This window comes from Pseudoalteromonas sp. H103 (assembly GCF_001469205.1).
Taxonomy (GTDB): Bacteria; Pseudomonadota; Gammaproteobacteria; order Enterobacterales; family Alteromonadaceae; genus Pseudoalteromonas; species Pseudoalteromonas carrageenovora.
In genome coordinates, this window is record NZ_LOFG01000015.1 from 303,399 (window position 1) to 328,844 (window position 25,446).

Annotated in this window: 24 protein-coding genes; 8 read left to right on the forward strand and 16 right to left on the reverse strand. The window is 39.4% G+C overall.

What is annotated here, in order from left to right; all coding sequences use genetic code 11:
* Nucleotides 1-2: 2 nt before the first annotated feature.
* Nucleotides 3-1,331 (reverse strand): GH1 family beta-glucosidase, encoded by a 1,329-nt coding sequence (locus ATS74_RS11180; RefSeq protein ID WP_058548972.1) that lies wholly within the window; start codon nt 1,329-1,331, stop codon nt 3-5.
* A gap of 258 nt (nt 1,332-1,589) precedes the next feature.
* Between ATS74_RS11180 and ATS74_RS11185 the strand changes: the two genes are divergently transcribed.
* Complete coding sequence (locus ATS74_RS11185) at nt 1,590-2,864, forward strand: sugar MFS transporter (RefSeq protein WP_058548973.1); 1,275 nt, start codon at nt 1,590-1,592, stop codon at nt 2,862-2,864.
* Nucleotides 2,864-5,416 carry a glycoside hydrolase family 3 protein gene (locus tag ATS74_RS11190; protein WP_058548974.1) on the forward strand — a complete coding sequence of 851 codons (2,553 nt, stop codon included), beginning with the start codon at nt 2,864-2,866 and terminating at the stop codon, nt 5,414-5,416. The genes ATS74_RS11185 and ATS74_RS11190 overlap by 1 nt, the downstream gene beginning before the upstream one ends.
* Nucleotides 5,417-5,806: 390 nt before the next feature.
* On the opposite strand, the gene ATS74_RS11195 is transcribed toward ATS74_RS11190, so the two are convergent.
* On the reverse strand, nt 5,807-6,970 hold the full coding sequence (locus ATS74_RS11195; protein ID WP_058548975.1) for a GGDEF domain-containing protein: 1,164 nt from the start codon (nt 6,968-6,970) through the stop codon (nt 5,807-5,809).
* A 135-nt stretch (nt 6,971-7,105) separates the two neighbouring features.
* On the reverse strand, nt 7,106-7,996 hold the full coding sequence (locus ATS74_RS11200; protein ID WP_058548976.1) for a TIGR01777 family oxidoreductase: 891 nt from the start codon (nt 7,994-7,996) through the stop codon (nt 7,106-7,108).
* A gap of 354 nt (nt 7,997-8,350) precedes the next feature.
* On the opposite strand from ATS74_RS11200, the gene ATS74_RS11205 reads away from it, so the two are divergent.
* Nucleotides 8,351-9,385 (forward strand): AI-2E family transporter, encoded by a 1,035-nt coding sequence (locus ATS74_RS11205; RefSeq protein WP_058548977.1) that lies wholly within the window; start codon nt 8,351-8,353, stop codon nt 9,383-9,385.
* Between the two features lie 13 nt (nt 9,386-9,398).
* Here ATS74_RS11205 and ATS74_RS11210 read toward each other — a convergent pair whose 3' ends face one another.
* The 5 genes from ATS74_RS11210 to ATS74_RS11230 all read right to left on the reverse strand — a co-directional run bounded on the left by ATS74_RS11210 (nt 9,399) and on the right by ATS74_RS11230 (nt 12,530).
* Nucleotides 9,399-9,812, reverse strand: a complete 414-nt coding sequence (locus ATS74_RS11210; protein WP_058548978.1) for a lysozyme inhibitor LprI family protein — start codon at nt 9,810-9,812, stop codon at nt 9,399-9,401.
* Complete coding sequence (locus ATS74_RS11215) at nt 9,799-11,136, reverse strand: ATP-binding protein (protein ID WP_058548979.1); 1,338 nt, start codon at nt 11,134-11,136, stop codon at nt 9,799-9,801. Before ATS74_RS11215 ends, ATS74_RS11210 begins: the two co-directional genes overlap by 14 nt.
* Nucleotides 11,130-11,804 (reverse strand): response regulator transcription factor, encoded by a 675-nt coding sequence (locus ATS74_RS11220; RefSeq protein ID WP_058548980.1) that lies wholly within the window; start codon nt 11,802-11,804, stop codon nt 11,130-11,132. The genes ATS74_RS11215 and ATS74_RS11220 overlap by 7 nt, the downstream gene beginning before the upstream one ends.
* 3 nt (nt 11,805-11,807) lie before the next feature.
* A complete protein-coding gene (locus tag ATS74_RS11225; RefSeq protein ID WP_058548981.1) occupies nt 11,808-12,068 on the reverse strand; it encodes a PepSY domain-containing protein in 261 nt (86 codons plus the stop codon).
* A gap of 159 nt (nt 12,069-12,227) precedes the next feature.
* On the reverse strand, nt 12,228-12,530 hold the full coding sequence (locus ATS74_RS11230) for a YciI family protein (RefSeq protein ID WP_058548982.1): 303 nt from the start codon (nt 12,528-12,530) through the stop codon (nt 12,228-12,230).
* A 188-nt stretch (nt 12,531-12,718) separates the two neighbouring features.
* Between ATS74_RS11230 and ATS74_RS11235 the strand changes: the two genes are divergently transcribed.
* A complete protein-coding gene (locus tag ATS74_RS11235) occupies nt 12,719-14,143 on the forward strand; it encodes a sodium-dependent transporter (protein ID WP_058548983.1) in 1,425 nt (474 codons plus the stop codon).
* Nucleotides 14,144-14,197: 54 nt separating this feature from the next.
* Here the strand turns inward: ATS74_RS11235 and ATS74_RS11240 are convergent, their stop codons facing one another.
* Nucleotides 14,198-14,839 carry a CPBP family intramembrane glutamic endopeptidase gene (locus ATS74_RS11240; RefSeq protein WP_058548984.1) on the reverse strand — a complete coding sequence of 214 codons (642 nt, stop codon included), beginning with the start codon at nt 14,837-14,839 and terminating at the stop codon, nt 14,198-14,200.
* A gap of 67 nt (nt 14,840-14,906) precedes the next feature.
* Nucleotides 14,907-15,482 (reverse strand): septation protein IspZ, encoded by a 576-nt coding sequence (ispZ, locus tag ATS74_RS11245; protein WP_058548985.1) that lies wholly within the window; start codon nt 15,480-15,482, stop codon nt 14,907-14,909.
* 172 nt (nt 15,483-15,654) lie between these two features.
* On the opposite strand from ispZ, the gene ATS74_RS11250 reads away from it, so the two are divergent.
* Together ATS74_RS11250 and ATS74_RS11255 are read left to right on the forward strand one after the other, a co-directional pair.
* On the forward strand, nt 15,655-15,924 hold the full coding sequence (locus tag ATS74_RS11250) for an HU family DNA-binding protein (RefSeq protein ID WP_058548986.1): 270 nt from the start codon (nt 15,655-15,657) through the stop codon (nt 15,922-15,924).
* Nucleotides 15,925-16,265: 341 nt separating this feature from the next.
* On the forward strand, nt 16,266-16,844 hold the full coding sequence (locus ATS74_RS11255; protein WP_058548987.1) for a type 1 glutamine amidotransferase domain-containing protein: 579 nt from the start codon (nt 16,266-16,268) through the stop codon (nt 16,842-16,844).
* A gap of 90 nt (nt 16,845-16,934) precedes the next feature.
* Here ATS74_RS11255 and trpA read toward each other — a convergent pair whose 3' ends face one another.
* From trpA to ATS74_RS11285, 6 genes are read right to left on the reverse strand one after another with little or no spacing between them, the layout of a single operon-like run.
* The gene (trpA, locus tag ATS74_RS11260; RefSeq protein ID WP_058548988.1) at nt 16,935-17,756 is read right to left on the reverse strand and encodes a tryptophan synthase subunit alpha; all 822 of its coding nucleotides are present in this window, start codon (nt 17,754-17,756) and stop codon (nt 16,935-16,937) included.
* A complete protein-coding gene (trpB, locus tag ATS74_RS11265) occupies nt 17,753-18,937 on the reverse strand; it encodes a tryptophan synthase subunit beta (protein ID WP_058549169.1) in 1,185 nt (394 codons plus the stop codon). The genes trpA and trpB overlap by 4 nt, the downstream gene beginning before the upstream one ends.
* A 7-nt stretch (nt 18,938-18,944) precedes the next feature.
* Nucleotides 18,945-20,309, reverse strand: coding sequence for a bifunctional indole-3-glycerol-phosphate synthase TrpC/phosphoribosylanthranilate isomerase TrpF (gene trpCF / locus ATS74_RS11270; RefSeq protein WP_058548989.1), 1,365 nt, complete (start codon nt 20,307-20,309; stop codon nt 18,945-18,947).
* Nucleotides 20,302-21,339 carry an anthranilate phosphoribosyltransferase gene (trpD, locus tag ATS74_RS11275; RefSeq protein WP_058548990.1) on the reverse strand — a complete coding sequence of 346 codons (1,038 nt, stop codon included), beginning with the start codon at nt 21,337-21,339 and terminating at the stop codon, nt 20,302-20,304. Before trpD ends, trpCF begins: the two co-directional genes overlap by 8 nt.
* A gap of 11 nt (nt 21,340-21,350) precedes the next feature.
* Nucleotides 21,351-21,953: an aminodeoxychorismate/anthranilate synthase component II gene (locus ATS74_RS11280; protein WP_058548991.1), complete on the reverse strand. Its 603-nt coding sequence runs from the start codon at nt 21,951-21,953 to the stop codon at nt 21,351-21,353.
* A 1-nt stretch (nt 21,954) separates the two neighbouring features.
* Nucleotides 21,955-23,523, reverse strand: coding sequence for an anthranilate synthase component 1 (locus ATS74_RS11285; RefSeq protein WP_058548992.1), 1,569 nt, complete (start codon nt 23,521-23,523; stop codon nt 21,955-21,957).
* A gap of 450 nt (nt 23,524-23,973) precedes the next feature.
* On the opposite strand from ATS74_RS11285, the gene rnm reads away from it, so the two are divergent.
* Together rnm and ATS74_RS11295 are read left to right on the forward strand one after the other, a co-directional pair.
* The gene (rnm, locus tag ATS74_RS11290; protein WP_058548993.1) at nt 23,974-24,828 is read left to right on the forward strand and encodes an RNase RNM; all 855 of its coding nucleotides are present in this window, start codon (nt 23,974-23,976) and stop codon (nt 24,826-24,828) included.
* Complete coding sequence (locus ATS74_RS11295; protein ID WP_058548994.1) at nt 24,825-25,445, forward strand: L-threonylcarbamoyladenylate synthase; 621 nt, start codon at nt 24,825-24,827, stop codon at nt 25,443-25,445. The genes rnm and ATS74_RS11295 overlap by 4 nt, the downstream gene beginning before the upstream one ends.
* Nucleotide 25,446 lies beyond the last annotated feature (1 nt).

The following is a 25,446-nucleotide window of genomic DNA, read 5'->3' on the forward strand; positions in this document are numbered from 1 at the left end:
TTTTATCGATTAGAAATAAGTGCTTTATAAGCGTGGCCACTTGCTTTAATAGTACGTTGTTGGGTTTCATAATCAACGTATACTATGCCAAAACGTTTTAAATACCCTTCAGCCCATTCAAAATTATCCATTAAGCTCCACGCAAAGTAACCAATAATATTAACTCCTTGCTCGGTTGCATTATGTACGGCATTTAAATGCGTGTGATAGTAGCTAAGCCTATCTTGGTCGTTAACCTCACCATTATTTATGGTATCTGGCATGGCTGCGCCATTTTCTGTGATGTACATAGGCGGTAACGTGTACGTTTTATGTAAATCGATTAGTAAATCAGTAAATGATTGCGGGTAAATTTCCCATCCCATATCAGTAAGTGGACCCTTAGGTGCTATTGGTTCATATATATGTGTAGGGTGCGCTTTATATACTTGGCGAGTATAAAAATTTATGCCTAAGTAATCGATTGGTTGCGAAATTAACGCCATGTCGCCTGGGTGTATGTCAGGTAAATGATCCTTAGGTAATTGGTTTATTATATCTGGGTAGTGGCCATCCATAATAGGTTTCATGTACCACTGATTTAAATAATCATCGGCGTATTTGGCACAGTCTATATCTTCTTGAGAGTTTGTAAGCGGGTAAGCGGGTGTAAAATTAAGCACAATACCATTTTGTGTATTAGGTGATGTTTTATTTAGTACTTTCATAGCTAGGCCATGGGCAAGTAATAAATGATGTGCCGCTTTTTTACCATATTGTTTTCCTACTAGGCCTGGAGCATGTATGCCAATTTCATAACCTAAAAAAGCACTACAAAAAGGTTCGTTTAATGTAGCGTAAGAAAACACACGCGTTCCAAATGCGCGTGTAATTAGTTCAACGTATTGCTCAAATGCGTAAGCTGTTTGTCTGTTAAGCCAGCCGCCTTCATCCTCTAAGTATTGAGGTAAATCCCAATGATAAAGCGTAACAAAAGCTTTTATGTTTCTACGATTTAGTTCATCGAGTATGTCAGTATAAAATTTAACGCCCTGTGGGTTAAGCTCGCCAGAGCGCGTTATTACACGCGGCCATGATATAGACAATCTGTAAGCATCTACACCTAATGAGGCAATTAAATCTATATCTTGCTGCCAATTGTTATAATGATCACAAGCAATATGGCCATGCGAACTGTCAGCAATTTTACCCTCGGTGTCACAAAATGTATCCCAAATACATGGTAAGCGATGTTCATACCCTCCTTCTATTTGAAATGATGCAGTAGCTACACCATAAACAAATTCTTTTGTTAATAGAGGTGAATGAGATGGTAATGATATTTTTGTCATTAGTTACAAACCTTTTTGAGATCTAAATTGCACGCTTAGCGCTTTTATTTACTGCTTTACAGCGGGTACAACACATTAATAAAAATAAAAGTTGTTGAAATATGTAACATGTTCGTATTTAATTAGCCGTGAAAGCGCTTACATTTTTAGATTAATGTTAATTAATCTTCAGGTCAACTCTTTAATACTGCGCCTTAGCGGGGATTGTATTAATAATATACTGAAGATCAATTTATAATAATAAATTGCGGAGAGCACATGGCTAGTTCAGCACCACTGACATCACACACACAGTCGCAAAATTACCAAGATAAAAACTATGGTTTTGCACTTACTTCTTTAACTTCACTGTTTTTTATGTGGGGTTTTATTACCTGTTTAAATGATATTTTGATCCCGCATTTAAAAGCGGTTTTTGATTTAACTTATGTGCAAGCAATGCTTGTGCAATTTTGCTTTTTTGGCGCTTACTTTTTAATGTCTTTGCCTAGTGGCTATATTGTTAAAAAGCTTGGTTATAAAAAGGGAATAGTGGTTGGACTGCTTATTGCAGCATTGGGGTGCGTACTTTTTTACCCTGCAGCCGCTATGCACAATTATCCAGTATTTTTGTTTGCCTTGTTTGTATTAGCTAGCGGCATAACATTACTGCAAGTATCTGCTAACCCTTACGTTAGTTTATTAGGCTCACCTAAAACTGCGTCGTCTCGCTTAACGCTTACTCAAGCTTTTAACGCACTAGGTACTACTGTTGCCCCATCATTTGGTGCTTTATTAATACTAGACTCGGCGTCTGAAGCATTTTTAACACCCGCGCAAAATGCAGAGTCGGTACAACTTCCTTATTTACTTTTAGCAGGCATGCTTATTTTACTAGCCGGTATTTTTGCATGGCTTAAATTGCCAGACATAATGAGTGAGCAAAAAGAAGCGGCTGAAAAGTCAGATACAATTGAGGGTAGTGCTTGGCAATACCGTCATTTAACACTCGGCGCTGTGGGTATATTTATGTATGTGGGCGCAGAAGTTGCTATTGGCAGCTTTTTAGTAAGCTTTTTAGCACAAGAAAATATTGCCGGTTTAAAAGAGCATGTTGCCGCTCATTACATCACTTATTATTTTGGTGGAGCTATGGTTGGACGGTTTATTGGTGCTGCTGTAATGCAAAAATTACCTGCTGGCAAAGTACTTGGCTTTAACGCAAGTATGGCTATTATTTTAGTGGTTATTGCTATGAGCACGTCGGGTCAGTTAGCCATGTGGTCAATATTATTGGTTGGTTTATTCAATTCTATTATGTTCCCCACTATTTTTAGTTTAGCGTTAAATGGGCTTGGTAAGCATACAGCGCAGGGCTCTGGCATTTTGTGTTTGGCGATTGTAGGGGGGGCAATAGTGCCACTTTTACAAGGTGCGCTTGCTGATAGTGTGGGTGTTCAACTTTCGTATGTTTTACCTATTTTATGTTACATATTTATCGTGTTTTATGGTTTAAGCGGAAGCAAACCAGTTCAAGCTCAGGAGACTCTATAATGAAAACCCCTTTTACACTTAATAAAATCGCACTTGCCACATTAATTGCATCGGTAGGTAGTTTATCGGCTTGTTCAAATGACGCGACAACACCCCCTGAAACTAATAATGCTTTATCTAAAACAGAGCAAATTTGGCCAAAACTTAATATTGCCGTAAAACAAGACCCAGCGATAGAAGCCAAAATTGCGGATTATTTAAAAACGATGACTCTTGAGCAAAAAGTAGCTCAAATGATTCAACCAGAAATTCGTGATATTACCGTTGAAGACATGCGCAAATATGGCTTTGGTTCATACCTTAACGGTGGTGGTGCATTTCCTAATGGTGATAAACACGCAACACCTATGGATTGGGTTGCACTGGCAGAGAGTTTTTACCAGGCCTCTGTAGATGACTCGCTTGATGGCACTAGTATTCCGACAATGTGGGGCACCGATGCTGTACATGGTCATAATAATGTAATTGGCGCGACTTTATTTCCGCATAACATTGGTTTAGGCGCTGCTAATAATCCTGATTTAATAGAGCAAATAGCGTCTATTACTGCTGTAGAAGTAATGGCAACAGGTATTGATTGGGTGTTTGCTCCTACCGTTGCTGTTGTTCGCGATGATCGCTGGGGAAGAACTTACGAAGGATACTCTGAGGATCCTCAAATAGTACGTGATTACTCTGCTGCCATTGTAAATGGTTTACAAGGCAAAGCCGATGGCGACTTTTTAAGTGATAAGCGAGTTATTAGTACCGTTAAGCACTTTTTAGGTGATGGCGGCACGATAGATGGCGATGACCAAGGTAATAATATCGACACTGAGCAAGATTTGTTTGATATACACGCCCAAGGTTACGTTGGTGGTTTATCGGCAGGTAGTCAGTCTGTAATGGCGTCTTTTAATAGCTGGAACGGCGTTAAAAACCACGGTAATAAATACTTATTAACTGACGTGCTAAAAACACGTATGGGTTTTGATGGTTTTGTTGTTGGTGACTGGAACGGACATGGCCAAATTGAGGGCTGTACAAACGAAAGCTGCGCGCAAGCGGTTAATGCAGGGCTTGATATTTTTATGGTGCCAACAGGTGCTTGGAAGCCTTTGTACGAGAACACAATTGCGCAAGTTAAGTCCGGCGAAATCAGCATGTCACGCATTGATGATGCGGTAAGTCGTATATTAAGAGTTAAACTTCGTGCCGGTTTATTTGACAAGCCAAGCCCTGCTAAGCGCCAGTTTTCGGGTAAAACAGAGCTAATTGGTGCACAGCAACACCGCGAAGTTGCACGTCAGGCAGTTCGTGAGTCACTTGTATTACTTAAAAATAAAAACAATATATTACCACTTGCTGCAAACCAAACGGTACTGGTTGCGGGCGATGGCGCTGATAATATTGGTAAGCAGTCGGGCGGGTGGAGTATTACGTGGCAAGGTACAAATAATAAAAATGCTGATTTTCCTGGTGCAACGTCAATTTACAAAGGGCTTGAAGAGCAAATTTCAGCCGCAGGTGGTAAAGCCATATTAAGTGCTGATGGTTCATTTGAGCAACGTCCAGATGTAGCCATTGTTGTATTTGGCGAGGAACCATACGCAGAAGGTCATGGCGATAGAGATAATTTAGAATTTGAACGCGGTAATAAAAAATCTTTAGCACTTTTAACGTCATTAAAAGCCCAAGGTATTCCAGTTGTATCGGTATTTATATCGGGTCGCCCTATGTGGGTTAATAGTGAGCTAAATGCATCTGATGCGTTTGTCGCTGCTTGGTTACCGGGTACTGAGGGCGCAGGTATTGCAGATGTAATATTGAAAGCTAAAGATGGGGCGACCCAACATAGCTTTAAAGGTAAGTTGTCATTTTCATGGCCTAAATCGGCTGTGCAAAGCACAGTTAACAAAGGTGATGATGATTACAGCCCATTACTACCGTATGGCTTTGGTTTAACATATGGCGATAAAAATGTATTAGCTGATAACTTAGACGAGAACTCTAAATTAGACAACTCTGCACTTACCAGCATGGATATTTTAGTGGGAGCACCAATAGCCCCGTGGAGATTACTACTTAAATCGGGTGATGAACTTTTAGATGTATCTAGCAGTACGCACGAGTTTGGCGCAATTAAGTACCGCACTGAAGATAAAACAGTGCAAGAGGATGCGCGTCAATTTAACTTTAGCGGTACTGAAAAAGCCAGTGCAGAAATAGTGACCAGTTTTGCAGAAGACACCATTGCTTATTTAGAAGCCGATGCGGTTATAAGCTTTGACATTAAATTAAATGAGGCACTAACAGGGCCTGTTGATTTAGCAATGACATGTTCAGGTGCATGTGGCGCAAGTATTGATTTAGCAAAAATAGTAGACAAAACGGTTGTTAATAAATGGCAATCAGTTTCTGTAGATTTAGGTTGTTATGCTGATAAAGGGGTGAATTTTGCAAGCCTCACTAGCCCATTTAGTTTACACAGCAGTGCTAAGGCTTCGGTATCGGTAGCAAACATACAGTTTGTGCCTAATAAAGCCAAAGATGCAACACTCGCTTGTAAGTAGTTAAAACTCTTAATATAAAACTATATTATGTTTAAGCCCTTCGATTGAAGGGCTTTTTTATGCTGTAAGATAATATTTAATACTAATTCGCTATTTCGTCGTTCTCGGCAATTGCTCCTGCATCTATGCAGTCGTCAATAAGAGTTTTTTAATGCAGGTAGCGACACGTTTAGCCCCGCAAAATAATTAAGTTTTATTGCGGATTGGTATAAGTAGTACTAAGGCGAATCTATATGTAAAGTTTAGAGTACGCTGTTTGCAGGTTTACTTTAGAAGCTCACAACTCTTTGTTACCTAAATGGGTGTAAGTTAGCGAGTAACGTGCGCACTAATAAATCTCGCGCTAGGATTGGCACTTTTGAAAAAACAAACCCTAAAGCTCTAAATATTCTAGCTTTGCAATAACAGCTGTTTTTCGTCAAAGGTGACAACTTTGTCTCTACCGGTTTCTTTAGCAAGATAAAGGCGTTTATCTGCTAATGATAGTAAATCCTTTATGCTCATTTGCCCGTTTAATGCTGTGCTTACTCCAGCACTAACAGAGAGATTTATGTGCGCGCCTTTATAATAAAAAGGGTGCTTAGAAATATTTTCACGTAAATACTCAGCAGATTCTCTTGCTGAACTTAACGAATAGTCAGGCAGTAAAATTGCAAATTCTTCTCCGCCTATTCTTGCGCTGATACCGGTATTTATAAATTGTTCTTTAATATTTTGAGCGATCCATTTTATTGCCTGATCACCCGTATCATGGCCGTATTCATCATTTACGCGCTTAAAAAAATCAATATCTAAAATAATTATACTAACGCTTTTATCTTTATTACTAAGCTGATTGAGTGACTCTTTGGCTTTATTAAAAAACCCTCTTCTATTAAGAAGCTGTGACAGAGAATCTGTGTTAGCGAGGTTTGAAAGCGTGTATTCAGTATTCGAAAAAAGTAAAAAGGGTAATATGAGGGCACTTAAGGTCGCTAATATTAAATGACTGATAAGGATTATTTGTAATGGAGCGGTAATATCAACCACGTTACTACTAATAACAGGGATTGATAGCACAGCTACTTGTAAAAGCATGACTCCACTGTGCACTAAAAAACAGGTGGTTAGCGCTTTTTGCTGAATTTTAGCAACAAAGCTCATGCTTTTAATTAAATAACCTGAATAGATAAATAGCCCAGCAATAATTAAACTGGTCAACATTTTTGCTGCATCAAAAGGATAAATAGCTAATAGTAAAAACGCAGAAAAACCAAAAATGCAGTACAAGGGCATTAAACTAATATTTTGTGTATTTTTGTATTTAAATAGTCCGACGATTATTAATAATGGGCTTAAAATAATAAAAATGTTTGCTAAATAATGGGTAACGAAAGGGAAGTCTATGTAAACCCGAATACTTGCAAATACCTCAGCCGCTGCGAAAGAAAAACAAGCAAGGCTAAATAATAAAAATGCGGGTTGGCTTTTGTATTTATAAACAGATACAAAAAAGAAACCTATCATAAGGTTAAGGATAAAAGAGAGGCAGATCACAGTAGGAAGATGTAACATGATTGGTTCTCTTTATAAGTAATTAATATAGTAAATTAACCCCTAATTATTAGGTATTAATTGTGAAAGGTCAACAGGGTTAAAAGTACTACTTTTAACCAGCTATAATATTACCTTTTTAAATGTTAACACACGCTAAACCAAACTCTCTAAAGCAGATTTTATATCGGTATGGTGAAAGCGATAATGATGTTCTTGCAACTTCGTTGGTTTAACAAACTGACCGGTAGTGAGCAAATCAGACATTTCACCCATTAGCACTTTAAGTACAAAGGCTGGCATAGGAATGAATGCCGGGCGTGATAGAGCTTCCCCTAAGCGTTTGCTAAATTGAACGTTGCTAACAGGGTTAGGGGCTGTTGCGTTTACAGGCCCCGATATTTCGTTGTGCTTTATTATAAACAATATGAGCTGTGTCATATCGTCAATGTGTATCCACGACATACCTTGCTCACCACTTGCGATAGGGCCGCCTAAACATAGCTTAAACGCAGGTAACATTTTGGCTAGTGCCCCTCCTTTTTTTGATAGGACAATGCCAGTTCTTAATAAGCACACACGAGTTTGCTCTGATTGAGCTGCAAGCGCTGCGTTTTCCCAGTCTTTACACAAGGTGTGCGCAAATTCATTATGTGGTTCATCAAAACTTTCGTCGATGACCTTATTGCCTTGACGGCCATAAAAGCCTATAGCGCTGCCAGATATAAACGTGTGTGGTGGGGTAGAGCACGCTTTAATAGCGTTTGAAATTTGCTTGGTGATAATAAGGCGGCTATCGCGAATTATTTGCTTTTGTTTGTCGCTCCAGCGCTTATTTACAATAGGCTCGCCCGCAAGATTGATAACAACATCAACAGTATTAAAATCGACATTGTTAATATCACTTACTGCTTTTACTTTATGGCTTAACAGTACATTTGCTTTGGTAGGATTACGGCTAAGCACGGACACCGTGTTGTGATGCAGTAAAAAAGGGCATAAATGTTTACCTATTAGCCCTGTCGCGCCTGTAATAAATATATGCATTATTAATCCTTAAATTAAATGTGAGTAAGTAACCTAAACGCTTGTTATTAAACATAGCTTAATAACATTTAATTGTTAACAGCAATGAATTTAGTTACTAAAGGCCTGTTTATTTACATGCAAACTTGCTTTGTTTTAAATGAAATTTATAGCCAAGAAATGCAAGCTTACTGTTTTTATGACTCAATATTTTAATAAACCTATTAACCGTTACGCAGATTAATTAATACTCGCAAGCCCCCAGCTTTGCAAATATATACGTAAAACTCACTTTTATGATCACTTGGTAAATATTTCATTTAATTGGCTTTTGCCTTACACTAAAGCCTTATCATTAATAAAAGGATTAACGAATTGGCAAGTTTAACTGGCGTAAATAAAAGCTTAATAGTTTTTGCTGCCTTGGTCGTAGTACTCGCAGGTATTAAAGCAGCGAGCGTGATTATTATTCCCTTTATTTTAGCGGCATTTATTGCCATTGTTTGTAATCCATTAATTAAATTTTTTGCACGTTACAGCATTCCTAAAGGTATAGCGGTAATGCTGGTTGTGCTAATTATTGTTGGCTTAGGGGTCAGTCTCGGCGGACTAGTTGGGCAATCGGTAAATGACTTTTCGCAGCAGCTCCCAGAGTACAAAGCCAAACTTCAAGAAGATTTTGTATGGTTAGTGGACCTAGCTTCTCAATACAATATTTTAATAAATAAAGACCAAATATTGTCCATGTTTGACCCAGGTAAAATGGTTGATGTAGCCACCAATATGCTTACTGGTTTAGGTGGCGTAATGGCTAATATGTTTTTGATTATATTAACCGTTGTTTTTATGCTATTTGAAGGCCCAATGCTGCGAAACAAAATTCACGCGGCACTTAAAGACCCCGATAACAAAATGAAGCAGATTGACCGCTTTTTAGAATCTATAAATTCATATCTTGCCATCAAAACCTTAGTAAGCCTCGGCACAGGTATTATAGCTGCGTTTTATTTATGGATTTTAGATGTTGATTACTTTGTATTGTGGGGCGTATTAGCATTTATGTTTAATTACATTCCTAACATTGGTTCTATTATTGCCGCAGTTCCTGCTGTATTGCTTGCTCTTATAACACAGGGCCCTTTAATTGCGGGGCTTGTAGGCGCAGGCTATTTAACTATAAACACGGTGATGGGTAATATTATTGAACCTAAGTTTATGGGTAAGGGCTTAGGGCTTTCTACTTTGGTGGTGTTTTTATCATTAATATTTTGGGGATGGTTGCTGGGCACTGTAGGTATGTTGCTATCTGTACCACTGACTATGATTGTTAAAATTGCACTTGAAGCAAGTGAAGAAGGGAAGTGGATTGCCACTATGCTAGGTAGTGGCGAAAAAATAGAGCAAGATTGAGTTAATTAATTTACTAGTTTACTGGCATTTTTAAAATGTCAGTAAACTGATGTGTTAATTGAATTTCACACTGCTTGTAGCTTATCGCTGCTGTTGTAGCATTAGGAAGTTTTAGTAAATAGCGCCATTGGCAGCTGCTTTCGATATATTTTTCGTGATTAATAATACTTCTTTTAAATAAAGGTAACACTTGGGTATTTCCTGTGGAGTCCTCTATTTGTCCTAGCTCATACTTACGTTTTTGTATCCATGTGCCTTGTACTTGCTTTGCTCTTTCAAGTTCACTATCAAGGCATTGAATGTATCGCTTAGCTTCGTCAGTACTTGCGTTTGCTACTAAAGTACAGGTGTCATCAGCAAAGCTGTATTGGCTTGCAATTAACAGCACACTTGCTGCTAATCTAGTAAAAGTATTATTTTTTGTCATTATAATTAAACTCTAAAATAAATTGCGCACCGCCTAAGTTATCAGACTTAGTAATAGTAAGCGTGCCGTGATACGACTTAACTAAATCAGATACAATTGCCATGCCTACACCGTGACCACTTTCGTATGTATCAAGGCGAGTGCCACGGGTTAATAGTGATTCGCGCTTATCTTCTGGCACACCTGGGCCATCATCACTTATACCAATACATAGCGTTTTAGCTTGGATCACTTGTACTTCAACTTGTGAGCGACACGCTTTGCAGGCGTTATCAATTAAGTTACCAAGTAGCTCCATTAAATCGGTTTGATCACCCAAAAAGTAGTCTTTTTCGGTTACAGTGCAATTAAATATAATATCTTTATCACGGTAAACTTTGGCCATAGCACTTAAAATAGAGTCAACCACAGGCTTAACCGGCGTTTGTTTTTTCCATGTGTCTGATGCGCCAGTAGCAGCACGTTTTAACTGATGCTCGATCATCACATTAATTCGATCTAATTGTTCTTGTGCGTCGGCATCGTTTGCAAGCGGGCTTGATTTTAAAACGGCAAGCGGTGTTTTAAGTGCATGTGCAAGGTCACTTAATGACGCTCTGTAGCGCTCTTTTTGACGTTGTTGCGACTCAAGTAATAAATTGAGGTCTGACTTTATTGTTTGCAGTTCAACAGGGTAGAGCCCTTTAATTTCTTGGATATCGCCCGATTCAATTGCTTTTATCTCTTTATCGAGGCGCTGTAGCGGGCGTGCACTCCAAATAAAACCAATTGCCATAAGCCCAGCGATTGCAATACCCATAATGAACATCCAATCAACCAAGGTTTGTTTGAAACCATCCATTAATCTAAGTAGTGCATCGTTTCGTTTTACTAATATAAAGCGGGCTTGTTCAGATTGGTCAATGTTATTAAGAATGACAGTAAGACTAAGTTGCCAATAAACTGTATTTTTATATTCTACGCGGCGAAAATCAGCGGCACCTGCTTTAGTTTCTATTTGCTGAGGAACAAAGTTAACATTAACTGCCGATTCAGAATGCCAAATAGGATCATTGTCACGGTAAATCATAGCGTAGGTATCTGAATTTAATCTGTTGAGTTCTGGCGCGAGAATAGTGCTTGGCATAATAATACCATGCTCAGTAAAGTCGACTTCAGAGATTAAAGAGTAGAGCTGTGCTTCGAGGGTTTTTTCTGTCGCATCAACTAATGAAGCGTAATACGCTTTACCAATTGAGTAAAATAATATGGGCAGGGCGACTAATAAAACAAAGACAAGGATAAATCCTTGCCTTATTTTAAGTGATATTTGAGGTGCTACCACTGACTTTTAAGCCTGTAACCACGCCCACGTAGTGTTTCTACTGGGTTTAATGTGCCTTCAGGGTCAAGTTTTTTACGTAGGCGAAGTACAAATACTTCAATTACATTCGAATCAAGATCGAAATCTTGGTCGTATATGTGTTCAGTAAGCTCTGATTTAGAAATCACTTTTTGAGGGTTAACCATTAAGTACTCAAGTACTTTGTACTCGTAGGCTGTCAGGCTAAGCTCTTTATCATCAACCCATACTTGCTGTGAGCGTGTATGAATTTTAATCGGGCCCGCAGTCATTTCTGGGTTTGCCTTACCTGCACTTCGACGAATTAATGCATTACAACGTGCAATTAACTCCTCAACATGAAATGGTTTAGTTAGGTAATCATCTGCACCTGCATCTAAACCTTCTACTTTATCTTGCCAACGGTCACGCGCTGTTAATATTAAAATAGGGATTGTTATGCCTTGTGCACGTGCTTTATTAATTAGCTCAATACCGTCTATTTTAGGTAAACCTAAATCAACTACGGCCATATCAAGCGGGTATTCTGTAATGTGGAAAAGACCTGCTTCACCATCGTGGCATAAATCCACACTGTAACGTTCTTTTTCTAGTGCATTACGTAGGTTATCTGCTAAATGTAAATCGTCTTCTATAACTAAAATTCGCATTTGTTAATCCTTTTTCACTTCGCCGGTTTTTTTATTTATATGTAAATCAACGACGTGGCCGTCAGATTTGAGTATTCGTACGGTATAAAAATCTGTTTTTTCGGTAATTTTAAGGGTTTTACCGTCTATGGTTTGTTTTGCAAGTACTACAGCTTTCTTTTTGCTTACCTCAGTTTTTGCTGTTTTTGTACTCGTTGTGCTTGCTTGAGCTAAATTAGCAAAGCTAATACAAGCAATTAAACTAAGGCTTAATAATACGCGCATGACGGAAACTCCTAGACCAGACCCACCTAGTTTAATTAACTAAGTTACTAAAATTCAAGTAAAAACGTTTAATTTAGTTTTACTTCGGTAATTTTAATTAAAATCTTGTGAACAAACCCTGAATTGTGAGATAGCAACTGTCCTCAGGGCATTTCACAATTAAGCAGGTAATACTTTTTTAAACGGTTTAACTACTGAATTATCGTAAACGCCGCCAGCTACGTAGGGATCAGCAGCAGCCCATTCGCGGGCCTCTTCTAACGACTCAAATTCGGCAACTACTAAAGAACCTGTAAAACCAGCATCTTGTGGGTCTTCGCTATCAATGGCTGGTAAAGGACCCGCTGTAAATAAGCGGTTTTGAGAATCAAGCTCATGTAAACGTGCTAAATGAGCCGGGCGAGCTGCTTTTCTGAGCTCTAAGCTGTTTTCAACGTCAGTTGAGTAAATCATGTACAACATAGTAAATCTCATAAATTTTGTTAAATTTGATTAATCAAATAATACCACAGCGTTGATACTTGGTGAATTAAAAGCGTATTTACACAGGTTTACACCAAGAATTATTTTTTACGCTGCAATTGCTTGAAAAGCGCTGTGTAACACTGGTAGAGTCGCTTGGATAACATAAATAATAACAAGGTTTACGCATGAGCGAAAATAGAGAGCACTTTAGTTCCCGCCTCGGATTTATATTAGCAGCTGCTGGGTCTGCAGTTGGCATAGGCAATTTAGTTGGTTTTCCTGTTTCTGCAACAAAAAATGGTGGTGGCGCATTTTTACTCGTCTACGCTCTATTTGTAGCATTTATCTGTTTACCAGTGATGATGGCCGAAATGGCAATGGGGCGTAAAGCGCAAAAAGATCCTTTAGGCTCTTACAAAACTTTGGCTGATAATGATAAAAAATGGAAAATTGCAGGCTTTTTAGCCGTGTTAACTCCATTTATGATTGCTGTATTTTATATGGTAATTACTGTTTGGATTTTTGGTTACTTAAGTCAAACAGCTATGGGCAATTTAGATGTACTTGCCGACCCTAGTCATTTTGGCAGTTTTATAAATAGTTATACAGTATTTGGTTACATGGCTGTTGTTGTTGTTATTGTTAACCTAATTTTACTTGGGGGTGTTAAGCAAGGTATTGAAAAAGCAGCTAAGTTTTTAATGCCTGCGCTTTTTGTAATGCTTTTAGCGCTTGTTGCCTACGTATTAACGCTTGATAATGCGATGGCCGGTGTTAAGTATTATATAATTCCTGACTTTTCTAAAATGAGTGCCAGCGTGTTAAATGGTGCCCTTAGCCAAGCGTTTTTCTCATTGTCGTTAGGTATGGGTATTTTAATGACGTATGCATCTTACATATCTAAAAAAGATGACATAGTTGGTAGTGCTAAAATGGTGGCCATAACAGACTCGTTAGTTGCATTTGTTGCAGGTTTAATGGTGTTACCTGCAATCTTTAGTTTTGACCCAAATACAGACCCAGCTGCACTTTCAGACTCATCTGTTTCGATGATTTTTGTATATTTACCAAAAATATTATTAGCGCTGCAAAATGATATTGGCTACTTTGGTGCATCAGCCGTTGCGTTCTCGTTCTTCTTACTGGTGTTTTTTGCAGCAATTACATCGCTAGTTTCTATTGTAGAAGTACCTACAGCAACACTGAGCGACCGCAAAGGTATTAGCCGTAAAAAAGCACTAGGTATTTTAACACTAGCAACAGGAGTGCTAACCGTTTTATGTACTATGTCGTTTGGTATGGTAGATAGTTTAACGTCGCTTACTAGTTATGGCAGTGGTAATAAAAGCTTCTTTGATATTGTGTATGACGTATTTTACGACACTATTTTACCGTTTAATGGCTTAATGGTTTGTCTGTTTGTAATGTATCGCTGGAAAAAGGTGCGTTTAACGCAAGAGCTAAGCCAAGGCTCGCCGAAATATGCAGGTAGTTTTACAGAGAAATACGTTAACTTTTCACTCTCAACGTTTATACCGGTTATTTTGCTATTAATATTTATTAATACCGTAACCACAAAGTTTTTTGATTTTAAGTTATTTGGCTTTTAATCTAAACTGCTTTTTAAACACGATTAGCCGCGTTATTTAACGCGGCTTTTTTGTTTAACTAAGTGCACCAGAGTTTAAGTAGCTGCCAATTCCAAGGGTAAACATCCAAATGCCCCACAAGCTATGTTCAATAACACACACAAACGTTGAGCGGCTTTGTGCATAGGTATACGAAAAGAGTAACCCGCCTAAAAATGCTAATCCTACCGCAATCCAATTTGCATACACTATATGCGCAAGCGCAAAAACAGTGGCACTGACAATTATACGAACACCTTTTTTTGGCATTATGCGTTTATAACGATGAAAAAAGTAGGTTCTAAATATTAGCTCTTGCGGTAGTACTGAAAGTAGTGGATATAGCAAAATTAATAGTAGCCAGTCGTTTAAAGAGTTTCGGGGCAAGGTAAACCAGTTCCCTTGATGAATAATGCCGTAAAACATACCCGAGAACAGGGCGCCTAAAAAAAAGAAGCTAAATATTCGTCTTTTAACAGCAGAGAACTGCCCAAGGCTTGTGAGTCTAAAGCGTTTAAAATGCGGATCGCTAAGCAGCAACATACAGCAAACACTCATTAAAATTATTAACGCAGGAATAAGCCAGTTAGCTAAATGATGGCGTAACGTAAAACCTATTAAAGGCAACGTTATAAAAACGAGGGTAAATTCAAACCAGCGGTATTGATTGGCGTTCAAGGGCGTCTCTGATTGCGTTTTTTTACAAACTAACAAGCAAAGACGACATTTTTATGACGAAAACATTTTACTTAGCAGCTTCTTCTTCGTCTGGTAGGTATTTGTATAAAGCAATAATAGTGGCAAAAATACTCACAAAGGTAATGCCCATCAAGCCAAACACTTTAAAGTTAACCCAAAAATCGAGTGAAAAGTTATAAGCAATGTAAATATTGAGCACCGCAATACCGGCTGTTATGGCAACCCACAGTAAATTAAGTTTATTCCATAGAGGCTCTGGCACTCTAATTTCTTGCTTTGAATCGTTCGCGTTTTCAAGTATTGAGCTTAGTGCTTTTTTAACCAGATTTTTATTAAGTGCATAACGACTAACAAGTAAGGTTAAGCTTAAACCGGCGTATATTATTGTGGCTTTCCATTTTATGTATTGCTCGTCATGAAAAACTAAAGTCAGCGTACCAAATACAGCGGCAATCCCAAAAAATATCCACTGACGGGTAGGGACGTTACCGTGTTTAAAGTAGCTATAGGCAACTTGGATAAGTGTAGTTGCCATTAAAAGGCCCGTTGCCCAGTAAATATCAACCAGTTTAAATACCGCAAAGAATAATATGAGCGGAATGTATTCAATTAATGCGTGCATATACTACCTAAATTATACAAAAAGAAGTCAGGGAAGTTTTTACCACATAACACCAAGCAACTACAAGGTTGACTTGTTGCCCTGTAAGCCTTAGCCTGCGTGGCTTTATTTATTCATCATCATATTCTTACGCTTAACCACCCCTGATTAAGCGTGCATTTAGGAGCCTAAAATGAACAAAGCCCAACTTATTGCCCAAATAGCTAAAAGCAGTGACCTTACAAAGAAAGATACCCAAGCTGTACTTGCAAGCTTGCAAAAAGTGATTACTAAATCGCTCTCAGAAGGTGACCAAGTGCAAATTAATGGTTTTGGCACGTTTGCATTAAGTTACTACCCAGCGCGAGCCGGGCGTAATCCGCAAACAGGCGAAGCTATTGAAATAGAAGGCGCAAATAAAGCCGTATTTAAACCTGCTAAAGCGTTAAAAGATCTTCTTTAAAATAGGTTTATTTAGCTCTTATTGGCGCTATTAAATATAAAATTATGGGCACTGCCCATCACGCCAACAAGTTGTGCGTCTACAAAAAAACTAATGCCGTGCATAAGTCGTAGGCGCTGGACTTGCTCACGGGAAAGCGAAGCTTCAGTATTTTAATCATTGAGTATCAAAGCGGTGTTGTATCTGGCCTATGTAGATTATTCATAACCTCTAAATGATTTACATGGCTTTAGTCATGTTGCTTATAAATCTTTATTTTTTTCAGTGGCTTAAAGTTGGCATTTCTTATGCTTTTAATAAGATGATTCGAACACTTTATTAAATGTTATAAGGAGATCTAAATGACTACATTACAAACCAGCACACGTTTACAAGGCAAAAAAATTGCAATTTTAGCCACAGATGGTTTTGAACAAAGCGAACTGTTATCTCCACGAGATGCTTTATTAAACGCAGGTGCCGATATTGAAATAGTATCTATTAAAGAAGGTCAGATCACCGGTTGGGACGAAGACAAATGGGGCGACAAAGTAAGCGTTGATAAACTTGTAACTAATGCAAGTGCCAGCGATTACGATGCACTTATGTTGCCTGGCGGTTTATTTAACCCAGATTCTCTTCGTCAAGATAAACACGCAAAAGCATTTATTGACGGCTTTTTTGGCGCAGAAAAAAATAAACCTGTAGCGGCTATTTGTCATGCTCCTTGGTTACTTGCCGAGATAAATAAATTACGCGATCGCACTGTCACTTCATTCCCAAGTATTAAAAGCGATTTAATTAACGCTGGCGCAAATTGGGTAGATAAAGAGGTAAGTGTTGATCAAGGCTTAGTAACAAGTAGAAGCCCCGCAGATTTAGAGGCGTTTAACGCTAAATTTATTGAAGAAATTTTAGAAGGTAAGCACCAAGCTCACTAAGCTCACTAAGCTCACTAAGCTTTCTCAGTACGATTTTAAAATAAAAAGGGCATTTTAAATGCCCTTTTTTAATGTGTAAATTTAAACTTTTTATAATGCGGTTGCAGCTTTCATTTCGCTAACGAACGCTTTTAACTGAGCGGTCATTGCATCTAAATCATTAAGGTTAGCCTCAATAATTTTAACGACGGCTGAGCCTGAAATTGCACCGGCAGCACCTGCATTTAGCGCTGCTTTTACATCATCGGGTGTTGAAATACCAAAGCCCAATAAAGCAGGGGCTGCATGGTATTCTTTTAATTTAGTAACAATGTTGCCCGCTGGCATTTGCGCTTTAGTATCAGTACCGGTAACACCTGCACGCGACAGTAAATACGTGTAACCACGCCCGTAAGATGCACATTGGCGCATTGTATCGTCATCGGCATTGGGTGTAGCAATAAATATTGGGTCTACACCGTTTGCCATAGCGGCTTTTCTAAACATTTTAGACTCATGCAGTGGCACATCAGCAACTAAAATAGAGTCTACGCCTGCTGCTTTTGCATCTTTATAAAATGCTTCAAGGCCGCGCTTAAACACAAGGTTAGAGTACAGTAATAAACCAATAGGAATATCTGCATTGTAATCGCGTATTTCTTTAATAATATCAAAGCAATCTTGGGTGTTAATATTTACATCAAGCGCGCGAATATTCGCTTTTTGAATAACAGGGCCATCAGCGATTGGATCTGAAAACGGAATGCCAAGCTCAAGTGCATCAGCGCCACCGTCAATTAGGCTTTTAATAATCGCAATACTTTGCTCTTTGCCTGGGTCACCAATAGTAACAAAGGGTACAAATGCACCTTGTTTTTGCTCATTCAGGGCGGCAAATGTTTTACCGTAACGATCTGTATTTAGCTGGCTCATAGTTGACCTCCTTGTGATAAAACAGTGTGTACGTGCGTTAAATCTTTGTCGCCACGGCCACTTAAGTTAACCACTAAAATGCTTTCTTCTGTTTGCTCTTCTGCGTATTTAAGTGCATAAGCAAGGGCATGGCTTGATTCGAGTGCCGGAATAATACCTTCGTTTTTAGCCAGCGCTTGGAACGCATCAAGTGCTTCTGTATCGGTAATACCAACATATTGAGCACGACCGGTTTCGTGTAAAAAAGCGTGCTGTGGCCCAACTGCTGGGTAATCAAGACCGGCAGATACCGAGTATGACTCTTCTATTTGACCATCGTCGTTTTGCATAATGTAAGTATACGTACCGTGTAATATACCTTTGGTGCCTTTACAAATGGTAGCGCCGTGCTCGTGGGTATCTAACCCTTTACCAGCAGGCTCAACACCGATAAGTTTTACACTTGGCTCGTCAATAAAGTCTGTAAACATACCAATAGCGTTAGATCCACCGCCAACACACGCAAGTACCGCGTCTGGTAAGCGACCTTCAGCTTTTAATATTTGCTGTTTAGCTTCTTCACCAATAATTTTTTGATACTCTCGTACAATTGTTGGGAATGGGTGAGGGCCCGCAGCGGTACCAAGTAAGTAATGTGCCTCTTGATAATTTGCAGACCAGTCACGTAGTGCTTCGTTAACCGCATCTTTTAGTGTGCCAGAGCCTGCTGTTACCGGAATAACCTCTGCGCCCATTAATTTCATTCTAAATACGTTTGGCTGTTGGCGCTCAACATCTTTAGCGCCCATATAAATTCGGCATTTTAAGCCAAGTAATGCACACGCAAGAGCCGTTGCAACGCCGTGCTGGCCTGCGCCGGTTTCTGCAATAACTTCTTTTTTACCCATACGTTTAGTTAGCAACGCTTGACCAAGTACTTGGTTAGTTTTGTGCGCGCCACCGTGTAATAAATCTTCACGCTTTAGGTAAAGTTTAACTTTAGGGTTTTTAATTAAATTACGCGTTAAAGTAAGCGGCGTAGGGCGCCCTGCATACTCGTTTAGTAACTTGGTAAATTCTGCCTGAAACTCAGGATCTTTTTGTGCTTTGTTAAATTCGTTTTCTAACTGCTTAAGCGCAGGGACAAGTAGCTCGGGTACAAACATACCGCCAAACTCGCCAAAATAAGCTGGATTTTGCATTTTAACCTCAATAATTTCTGATGCTTGTAAAAGCATTTTGTAATTTGCCAGGGCACTTTTTACCCGCAGATTCTTCAACGCCTGAGTTTAAGTCAAGGCCAAGGGCACCTTGAAAAAGCGCGTCTTTAATATTTTCTGGATTTAAACCACCCGCTAGCATAAACGGTGTGGTTGCATCGCGAAGCACCGACCAATCAAATGCTTTACCTGTACCACCAGCTTGTGTATCGCTGTGGGTATCGTAAAGGTGACGCTCTACGCCATTTACAGGTGTTGGTAGCGTATCTTTAATTGCTTGTGCTTTCCAAATTTCACACCCGTTAGGAAGTTGTGTACGTAAAGTGGCAATATAATCGTCACTTTCTTGTCCATGTAATTGAACTGCCGCTAATTTTAACACACTTGCGTATTGAGCTACTTGCTCAATTGGTGCATTTACAAATACACCTACAAAGTTTAACGGAGCGCTTTGGCTAAGCTCAATAGCACAGTCTAAATCTACATATCGTGGTGATTTAGGGTGAAAAATAAGCCCACCATAGACTGCACCGCTGTTATAAGCTGCTTGCGCGTCTTGGCTACGCGTTAAACCGCATACTTTGTTATCACCAAGTATCACTTTTTTACAGGCTTGCTCTAAATCGCGCTCGCTCATTAATGAACTGCCAATTAAAAAGCCATCGCATAGCGGTGCTAGGCGTTTAACATCTTGATGGGTATAAATACCAGACTCTGAAATAACCACTTTATCTGCAGGAATGAGTTTACGCAGCTTCTCGGTGGTGGCTAAGTCGGTACTTAAATCGCGTAGGTCGCGGTTATTAATACCTATAATTTGCGCATTGAGTGCAAGGGCGCGGTGCACTTCTTCTTCGTTACTTACTTCAGTTAGTACCGACATGTTAAGCGAGTCTGCTACTGTATGCAGAGCCTTGTAGCTTTCGTCATCAAGTACTGAGAGCATTAATAAAATAGCATCGCCGCCATAAATTCGCGCCATATACACTTGGTACTCATCTATAAAAAAGTCTTTACAAATAAGTGGTTGCTCTACTTGGCTACGTACAAACTCTAAGTAATCAAAGCTACCTTGAAAGTACTTTGCGTCTGTAAGCACGCTCATGCAGGTAGCGTATTTTTTATAAACAGAGGTGATCTCGCTTAAATCAAACGGCTCGCGTATTAACCCTTTTGACGGAGAGGCTTTTTTGCACTCTAAAATAAATTGTGTACCTGGCGCAGCTAGCGCTTTATAAAAGCTGCGGCTTGTAGGCTCTGCAAGATGTTTAAAGCTTTCAAGCGGGCGGGCTGCTTTGCGCTCAATGAGCTCTAATTTTTTATCAGCAACAATTTTGTCTAATACATTAGCCATGACTTACCTCAATAATTGCATTTAATGTGTCCATGGCCTTGCCTGAACTGAGTAATGTTTGTACGTGTCGTGCGCCATCTTTTAATGATTGCACTTTATCGCTTAGGTATAAAAGTGCAGCCACATTGACCACAATGGCAGCGTTGTGTGCGTCTGTGCCTTTACCTTGCAATATAGCAAGGCTTGCATTTGCGTTGTATTGTGGGCCTTCACCTGCTAGTTGTTCAAGTGAATAGTTTGCAAGGTCAAAGTCGCTTGGGTTTAATGTGTACTGTGTTATTTCGCCATTATTAAGCTCAACTACGTTGGTTGGGCCATGAAGGGCGATTTCGTCAGTACCTGAGCCATGCACGATCATTGCGCGCTTAGTGCCTAATGTTTTAAGCGTTTGTGCCATGGGCATACATAGCGACTCGTCGTACACACCTAGTAATTGCACATCAGGCGCCGCAGGGTTAGCAAGGGGGCCTAAAATATTAAATATTGTACGTGTTTTAAGTGCAGTACGTACGCTCATCGCATGGCGTACGCCGCTGTGGTAATGCGGTGCAAACAAAAAGGTAAAGTGTGTTTGCTCAAGGCATTTTGCAGCTTGTTCTGGGCTCATATCAATATTAATGCCCAGTGCTTTGAGTAAATCGGCTGAGCCTGAATTACTTGATACACTTCGATTACCATGCTTTACCATATTAATACCCGCGGCCGCTGCAACAATTGCAGCAGTAGTGCTTATATTAATTGTATTTGAGCCATCGCCACCGGTACCACAGCTATCAGCAAGTTGTGAGCTGGTTGTATTAAAAACAACCGCGTTTTCACGCATTGATGCGGCAGCGCCGGCAATCTCATCGCTCACTTCGCCTTTTATTTTAAGGCTAATAAGTAAGGCTGTTAGCTCTATTTCACTCATGTTGCCTTGCATTATTTCATCAAATAATGCTTTTGACTGCTCATAGCTTAGTGATTGATTTTTAATAAGCTGCTCAATAGCATATTGAACATTTATGGGCTCTTGTCGTTGTGTACTCATAATGTCCTCTATTAATTTGCGCGTGTTAAATACGCGACACTTTGCTGAAGTAGCATCGCACCATTTGGCGTAAGTATTGATTCAGGATGAAACTGATAGCCCAATGCACTGTCTCCATGATGGTAAATAGCCATAGGTATGTCTTCAAATTGTGCTATTACTTCAATATTTTTAGGTACTTCAGTTGCCATTAGCGAATGATAACGCGCTACAGGCATTGTACTTCCCATGCCATCAAATACAGGGTGTGCGTTTAAATCAATGATTGATGACTTACCATGTACGGTTTCGCCAGCGTGACCGATTACTCCGCCATAACTTTGTGTTAAAGCTTGCTGGCCTAAACAAATACCAAGCATAGGAAATTGACCTTTAGCAAGTTCAATTAGCTCCATTAAGCAGCCGGCGTCGCTTGGTGTACCAGGCCCTGGTGATAGAACTAATAATACTTGGCCAGGCTCTTGGCGCATTTTGTTAAAAATAACGTCAGCGTTTATGTTGTTTCTGTATACAACAAGCTCACACCCTAACATGGTTAGTTCATCAACAAGGTTGTAGCTAAACGAATCAAAATTATCTAAAAAGTATATTTTAAGTGGATTTTCATTACTCATTTTATACCGCCTTATAAGTAGATTTTATGGCGGTAATGACCGCTTGAGCTTTTGCGCGCGTTTCGTTTGCTTCTGATTGCGGATCTGAGTCAAATACGACTCCTGCGCCAGCTTGCACATACGCCGTATTGTTTTTTACAAACGCAGAGCGAATAACAATACAGCTATCCATTGCGCCATCGCCGGTTAAATAACCTACTGCACCACCGTAGCTTCCACGGCGCTTACCTTCTGTTTGGCGTACAAGTTCTGCGGCACGTACTTTTGGTGCACCAACAAGCGTGCCCATGTTCATACACGCTTGATAAGCATGTAGTGCGTCAAGTTCAGGTTTTAAAGTACCTACTACGCGTGACACTAAATGCATTACTTGTGAATAACGGTCTACTTTTAATAACTCTTTTGCAAAACGAGTACCTGCAACACTAATACGTGCAACATCGTTACGCGCTAAATCGACAAGCATTAAATGTTCAGCACGCTCTTTTTGATCGTTTCTTAGCTCAAGCTCAATACGGCTATCTAAGTCTGGGTTTATTTGACCGTTTGCAAACTTACCACGCGCTCGGGTACCTGCAATTGGATACACTTCAACTTGTTGATTACTTACATCGTACTTAAGCGCCGACTCAGGAGAGGCGCCAAATAAAGCAAAGTCTTCATCGCGCATGTAAAACATGTATGGGCTTGGGTTTTGCTTTTTAAGTTGGCTGTAAGCATGTAACGAGTCAGGGCAGGGCAATGAAAAAGTACGTGAAGGCACCACCTGAAAAATGTCGCCATCGACAATATTCTTTTTAAGTTTAACTACTTGCTCGCAGTAAGTTTCATCGCTTATATCAACGTTTACTTCACATTCGCCAGTTTGCATGTCAGCGCTAAATTCTGCCGCGTTGTCGCAAAGGGTATTTAACCGTTCAAGTTCTTTACCTACTTCAAAGCAATTTGCATGAACATCTGGGCCATTAAATACATTACCAATAAGCTCAGTGGTTTGTTTTTGATGATCAATAACAACTAAGGTTTCGGCTAGGTAAAATACGTAATCTGGGCAGGTGTTTTCGCCATCAGGTACATCGCTTAATTGCTCAAAATTTGCCACCATATCGTAGGCAAATACACCGCCTAAAAATACCGAAAATGGATTTTCGGTGGTGCTTTGAATACTGTTAATACAGGTACGAAGAGCGCTGAAGGCATTATCGGCAACAAGCTTACTTGCTTCGTCTATATCGCTGCTGGTGTCTTGGTAGTTAAGTGTAAGCGTTGTGTCGTTTAATTGTGAATCGCAGCTCTTAACATTTGCTTGTAAGTAGCTTAATAATTGTTTGCCGTTATTAGATTGTGCGTTAACAGTTACCGTTTTTCCCTTACATACAATACGCAGGGCACTATCAACTAAAATTAAACTTTTAACACTGTCTTTAGAATCAATTTCAGCTGACTCAAGCAGCAGCGAATTAGGCTTATCAAGTGCAGCATAAAGTGCAAGTGGGCTACTTATGTATTCGCGAACTTGCGTAATGCTTGTTACTTCGCCTGGTGTGGTAGTTATATGACTAAAAATCAAACCTCATTCCCTCAAAAAATTAAACCCCGCAATGCGTTAGCAATGCGGGGTTAGAATAACGATATCTAAATTACAAACAGATCATTACCGTCCCGCTATATCAGGCGCCACCACCAACGATGTGTAAGAGTAAGACCGTTATTCATGTTTTTTTGCCTCAAAATTAAAAAATATAATTACGTAAAATTTAGTTATAAAAAAACCCGCATTATGCGGGTTTTGAATTTTTGCTAGACACGACAATTCATCACCCAATAATTATGAGTGCCACCACCAAATAGTGTTTTGAATTGAATTGATCATTTTTATTAATTCTTAATGTGTCTGAAAGTGGCTACAGTAAAACGTATCTAGTGCTTTTGTGTCAAGTGTTTATTTAAAACAATTTAGTCAAAAAACTTGTTATACTTACATAAACGCCATTAACCCTTAATTTTAAGCAGTTTTCTTTTGATAAAATACGATTTACATAGCCACACCACGCATTCAGACGGGCAGTTAACGGTTGAAGAATTACTTACCCGCGCCGTTGATAAAAATATAGATGTGTTTGCTATTACCGATCACGATACTGTGGCTGCTATTAAGCCCGCTCAAGAATTTATTCAAACCGAAAATTTGCCTTTATCATTAATTACCGGGGTAGAAATTTCGACTAAATGGGAAAGCTTCGAAATACATATAGTGGGTTTGAATGTTGATATTGATAATTTTGACCTTACTTCATTGTTAACGCAGCAGCAGCAAAAGCGTGAAGTCAGAGCGCTAGAAATAGGCGCAAGGCTTACAAAAAACGGTTTTGATGGCATTTATGAGCAAGCCAAAGAGCTTGCACAAGACGCGCAAATTACTCGTGCGCACTTTGCACGCGCGCTGATAGAGCGTGGTGTAGCTAAAAACTTCCCTGGTGTATTTAAAAAATATTTAGGTCGCGGTAAAACCGGCTATGTGCCAAGTAACTGGTGCAATATGCAAACCGCCATTGAAGCAATTCATTCAGCGGGAGGTATTGCAGTAGTGGCACATCCTGGGCGTTATCAAATGTCTAATAAATGGTTGCGTAAATTGTTAACCGAGTATAAAAGTGTTGGTGGTGATGCAATGGAAGTTGCACAGCCTCAACAAGCTCCTAGTGAGCGACAATTTTTAGGTGAACTGAGCCGAGAGTACGATTTACTCTGCTCGCAAGGGTCTGATTTTCATTTTCCGACAAGCTATTTAGAGCTTGGCAAAAACTTATACTTACCTAAAGACTGCCAAGGTGTTTGGCAAGCATGGGAAGGACAAGAAGGGGCATTAACATGAGTCAATTATTTCATATTCATCCTGATAACCCGCAGCCACGACTTATTAATCAAGCCGTTGATATTATTAAAAAAGGCGGCGTTGTTGTTTATCCAACAGATTCTGGTTACGCCATAGGGTGTAACTTAGGTAACAAACAAGCTAAAGAGCGTATAGAGCGCATTCGTGGCATTGAAAAAAACGATAACTTTACACTTGTTTGCAGAGACTTATCAGAGCTTGCTACTTATGCAAGAGTAGATAACCAACTGTTTAGATTAATTAAAAATAATACGCCAGGGCCTTATACCTTTATTTTTAAAGGTACAAAAGAAGTACCAAAGCGTTTGTTAAACGAAAAGAAAAAAACCATAGGTATGCGTGTTATTGAGCACCCAATTGCCTGTGCGTTACTTGCTGAACTAGGTGAGCCGCTTATGTCGTGTTCACTTATTTTACCAGGGCAAGAGTTTACAGAATCAGATCCTGATGAAATTTTAGAACGCTTAGATAAACACGTCGATTTAATTATTCACGGTGGCTATTTAGCTGAACAAGCAACAACAGTAATTGATTTATCCGAAGACGATATAAAAATACTACGTGTTGGCTGTGGCGATACTAGCCCGTTTGAGTAAA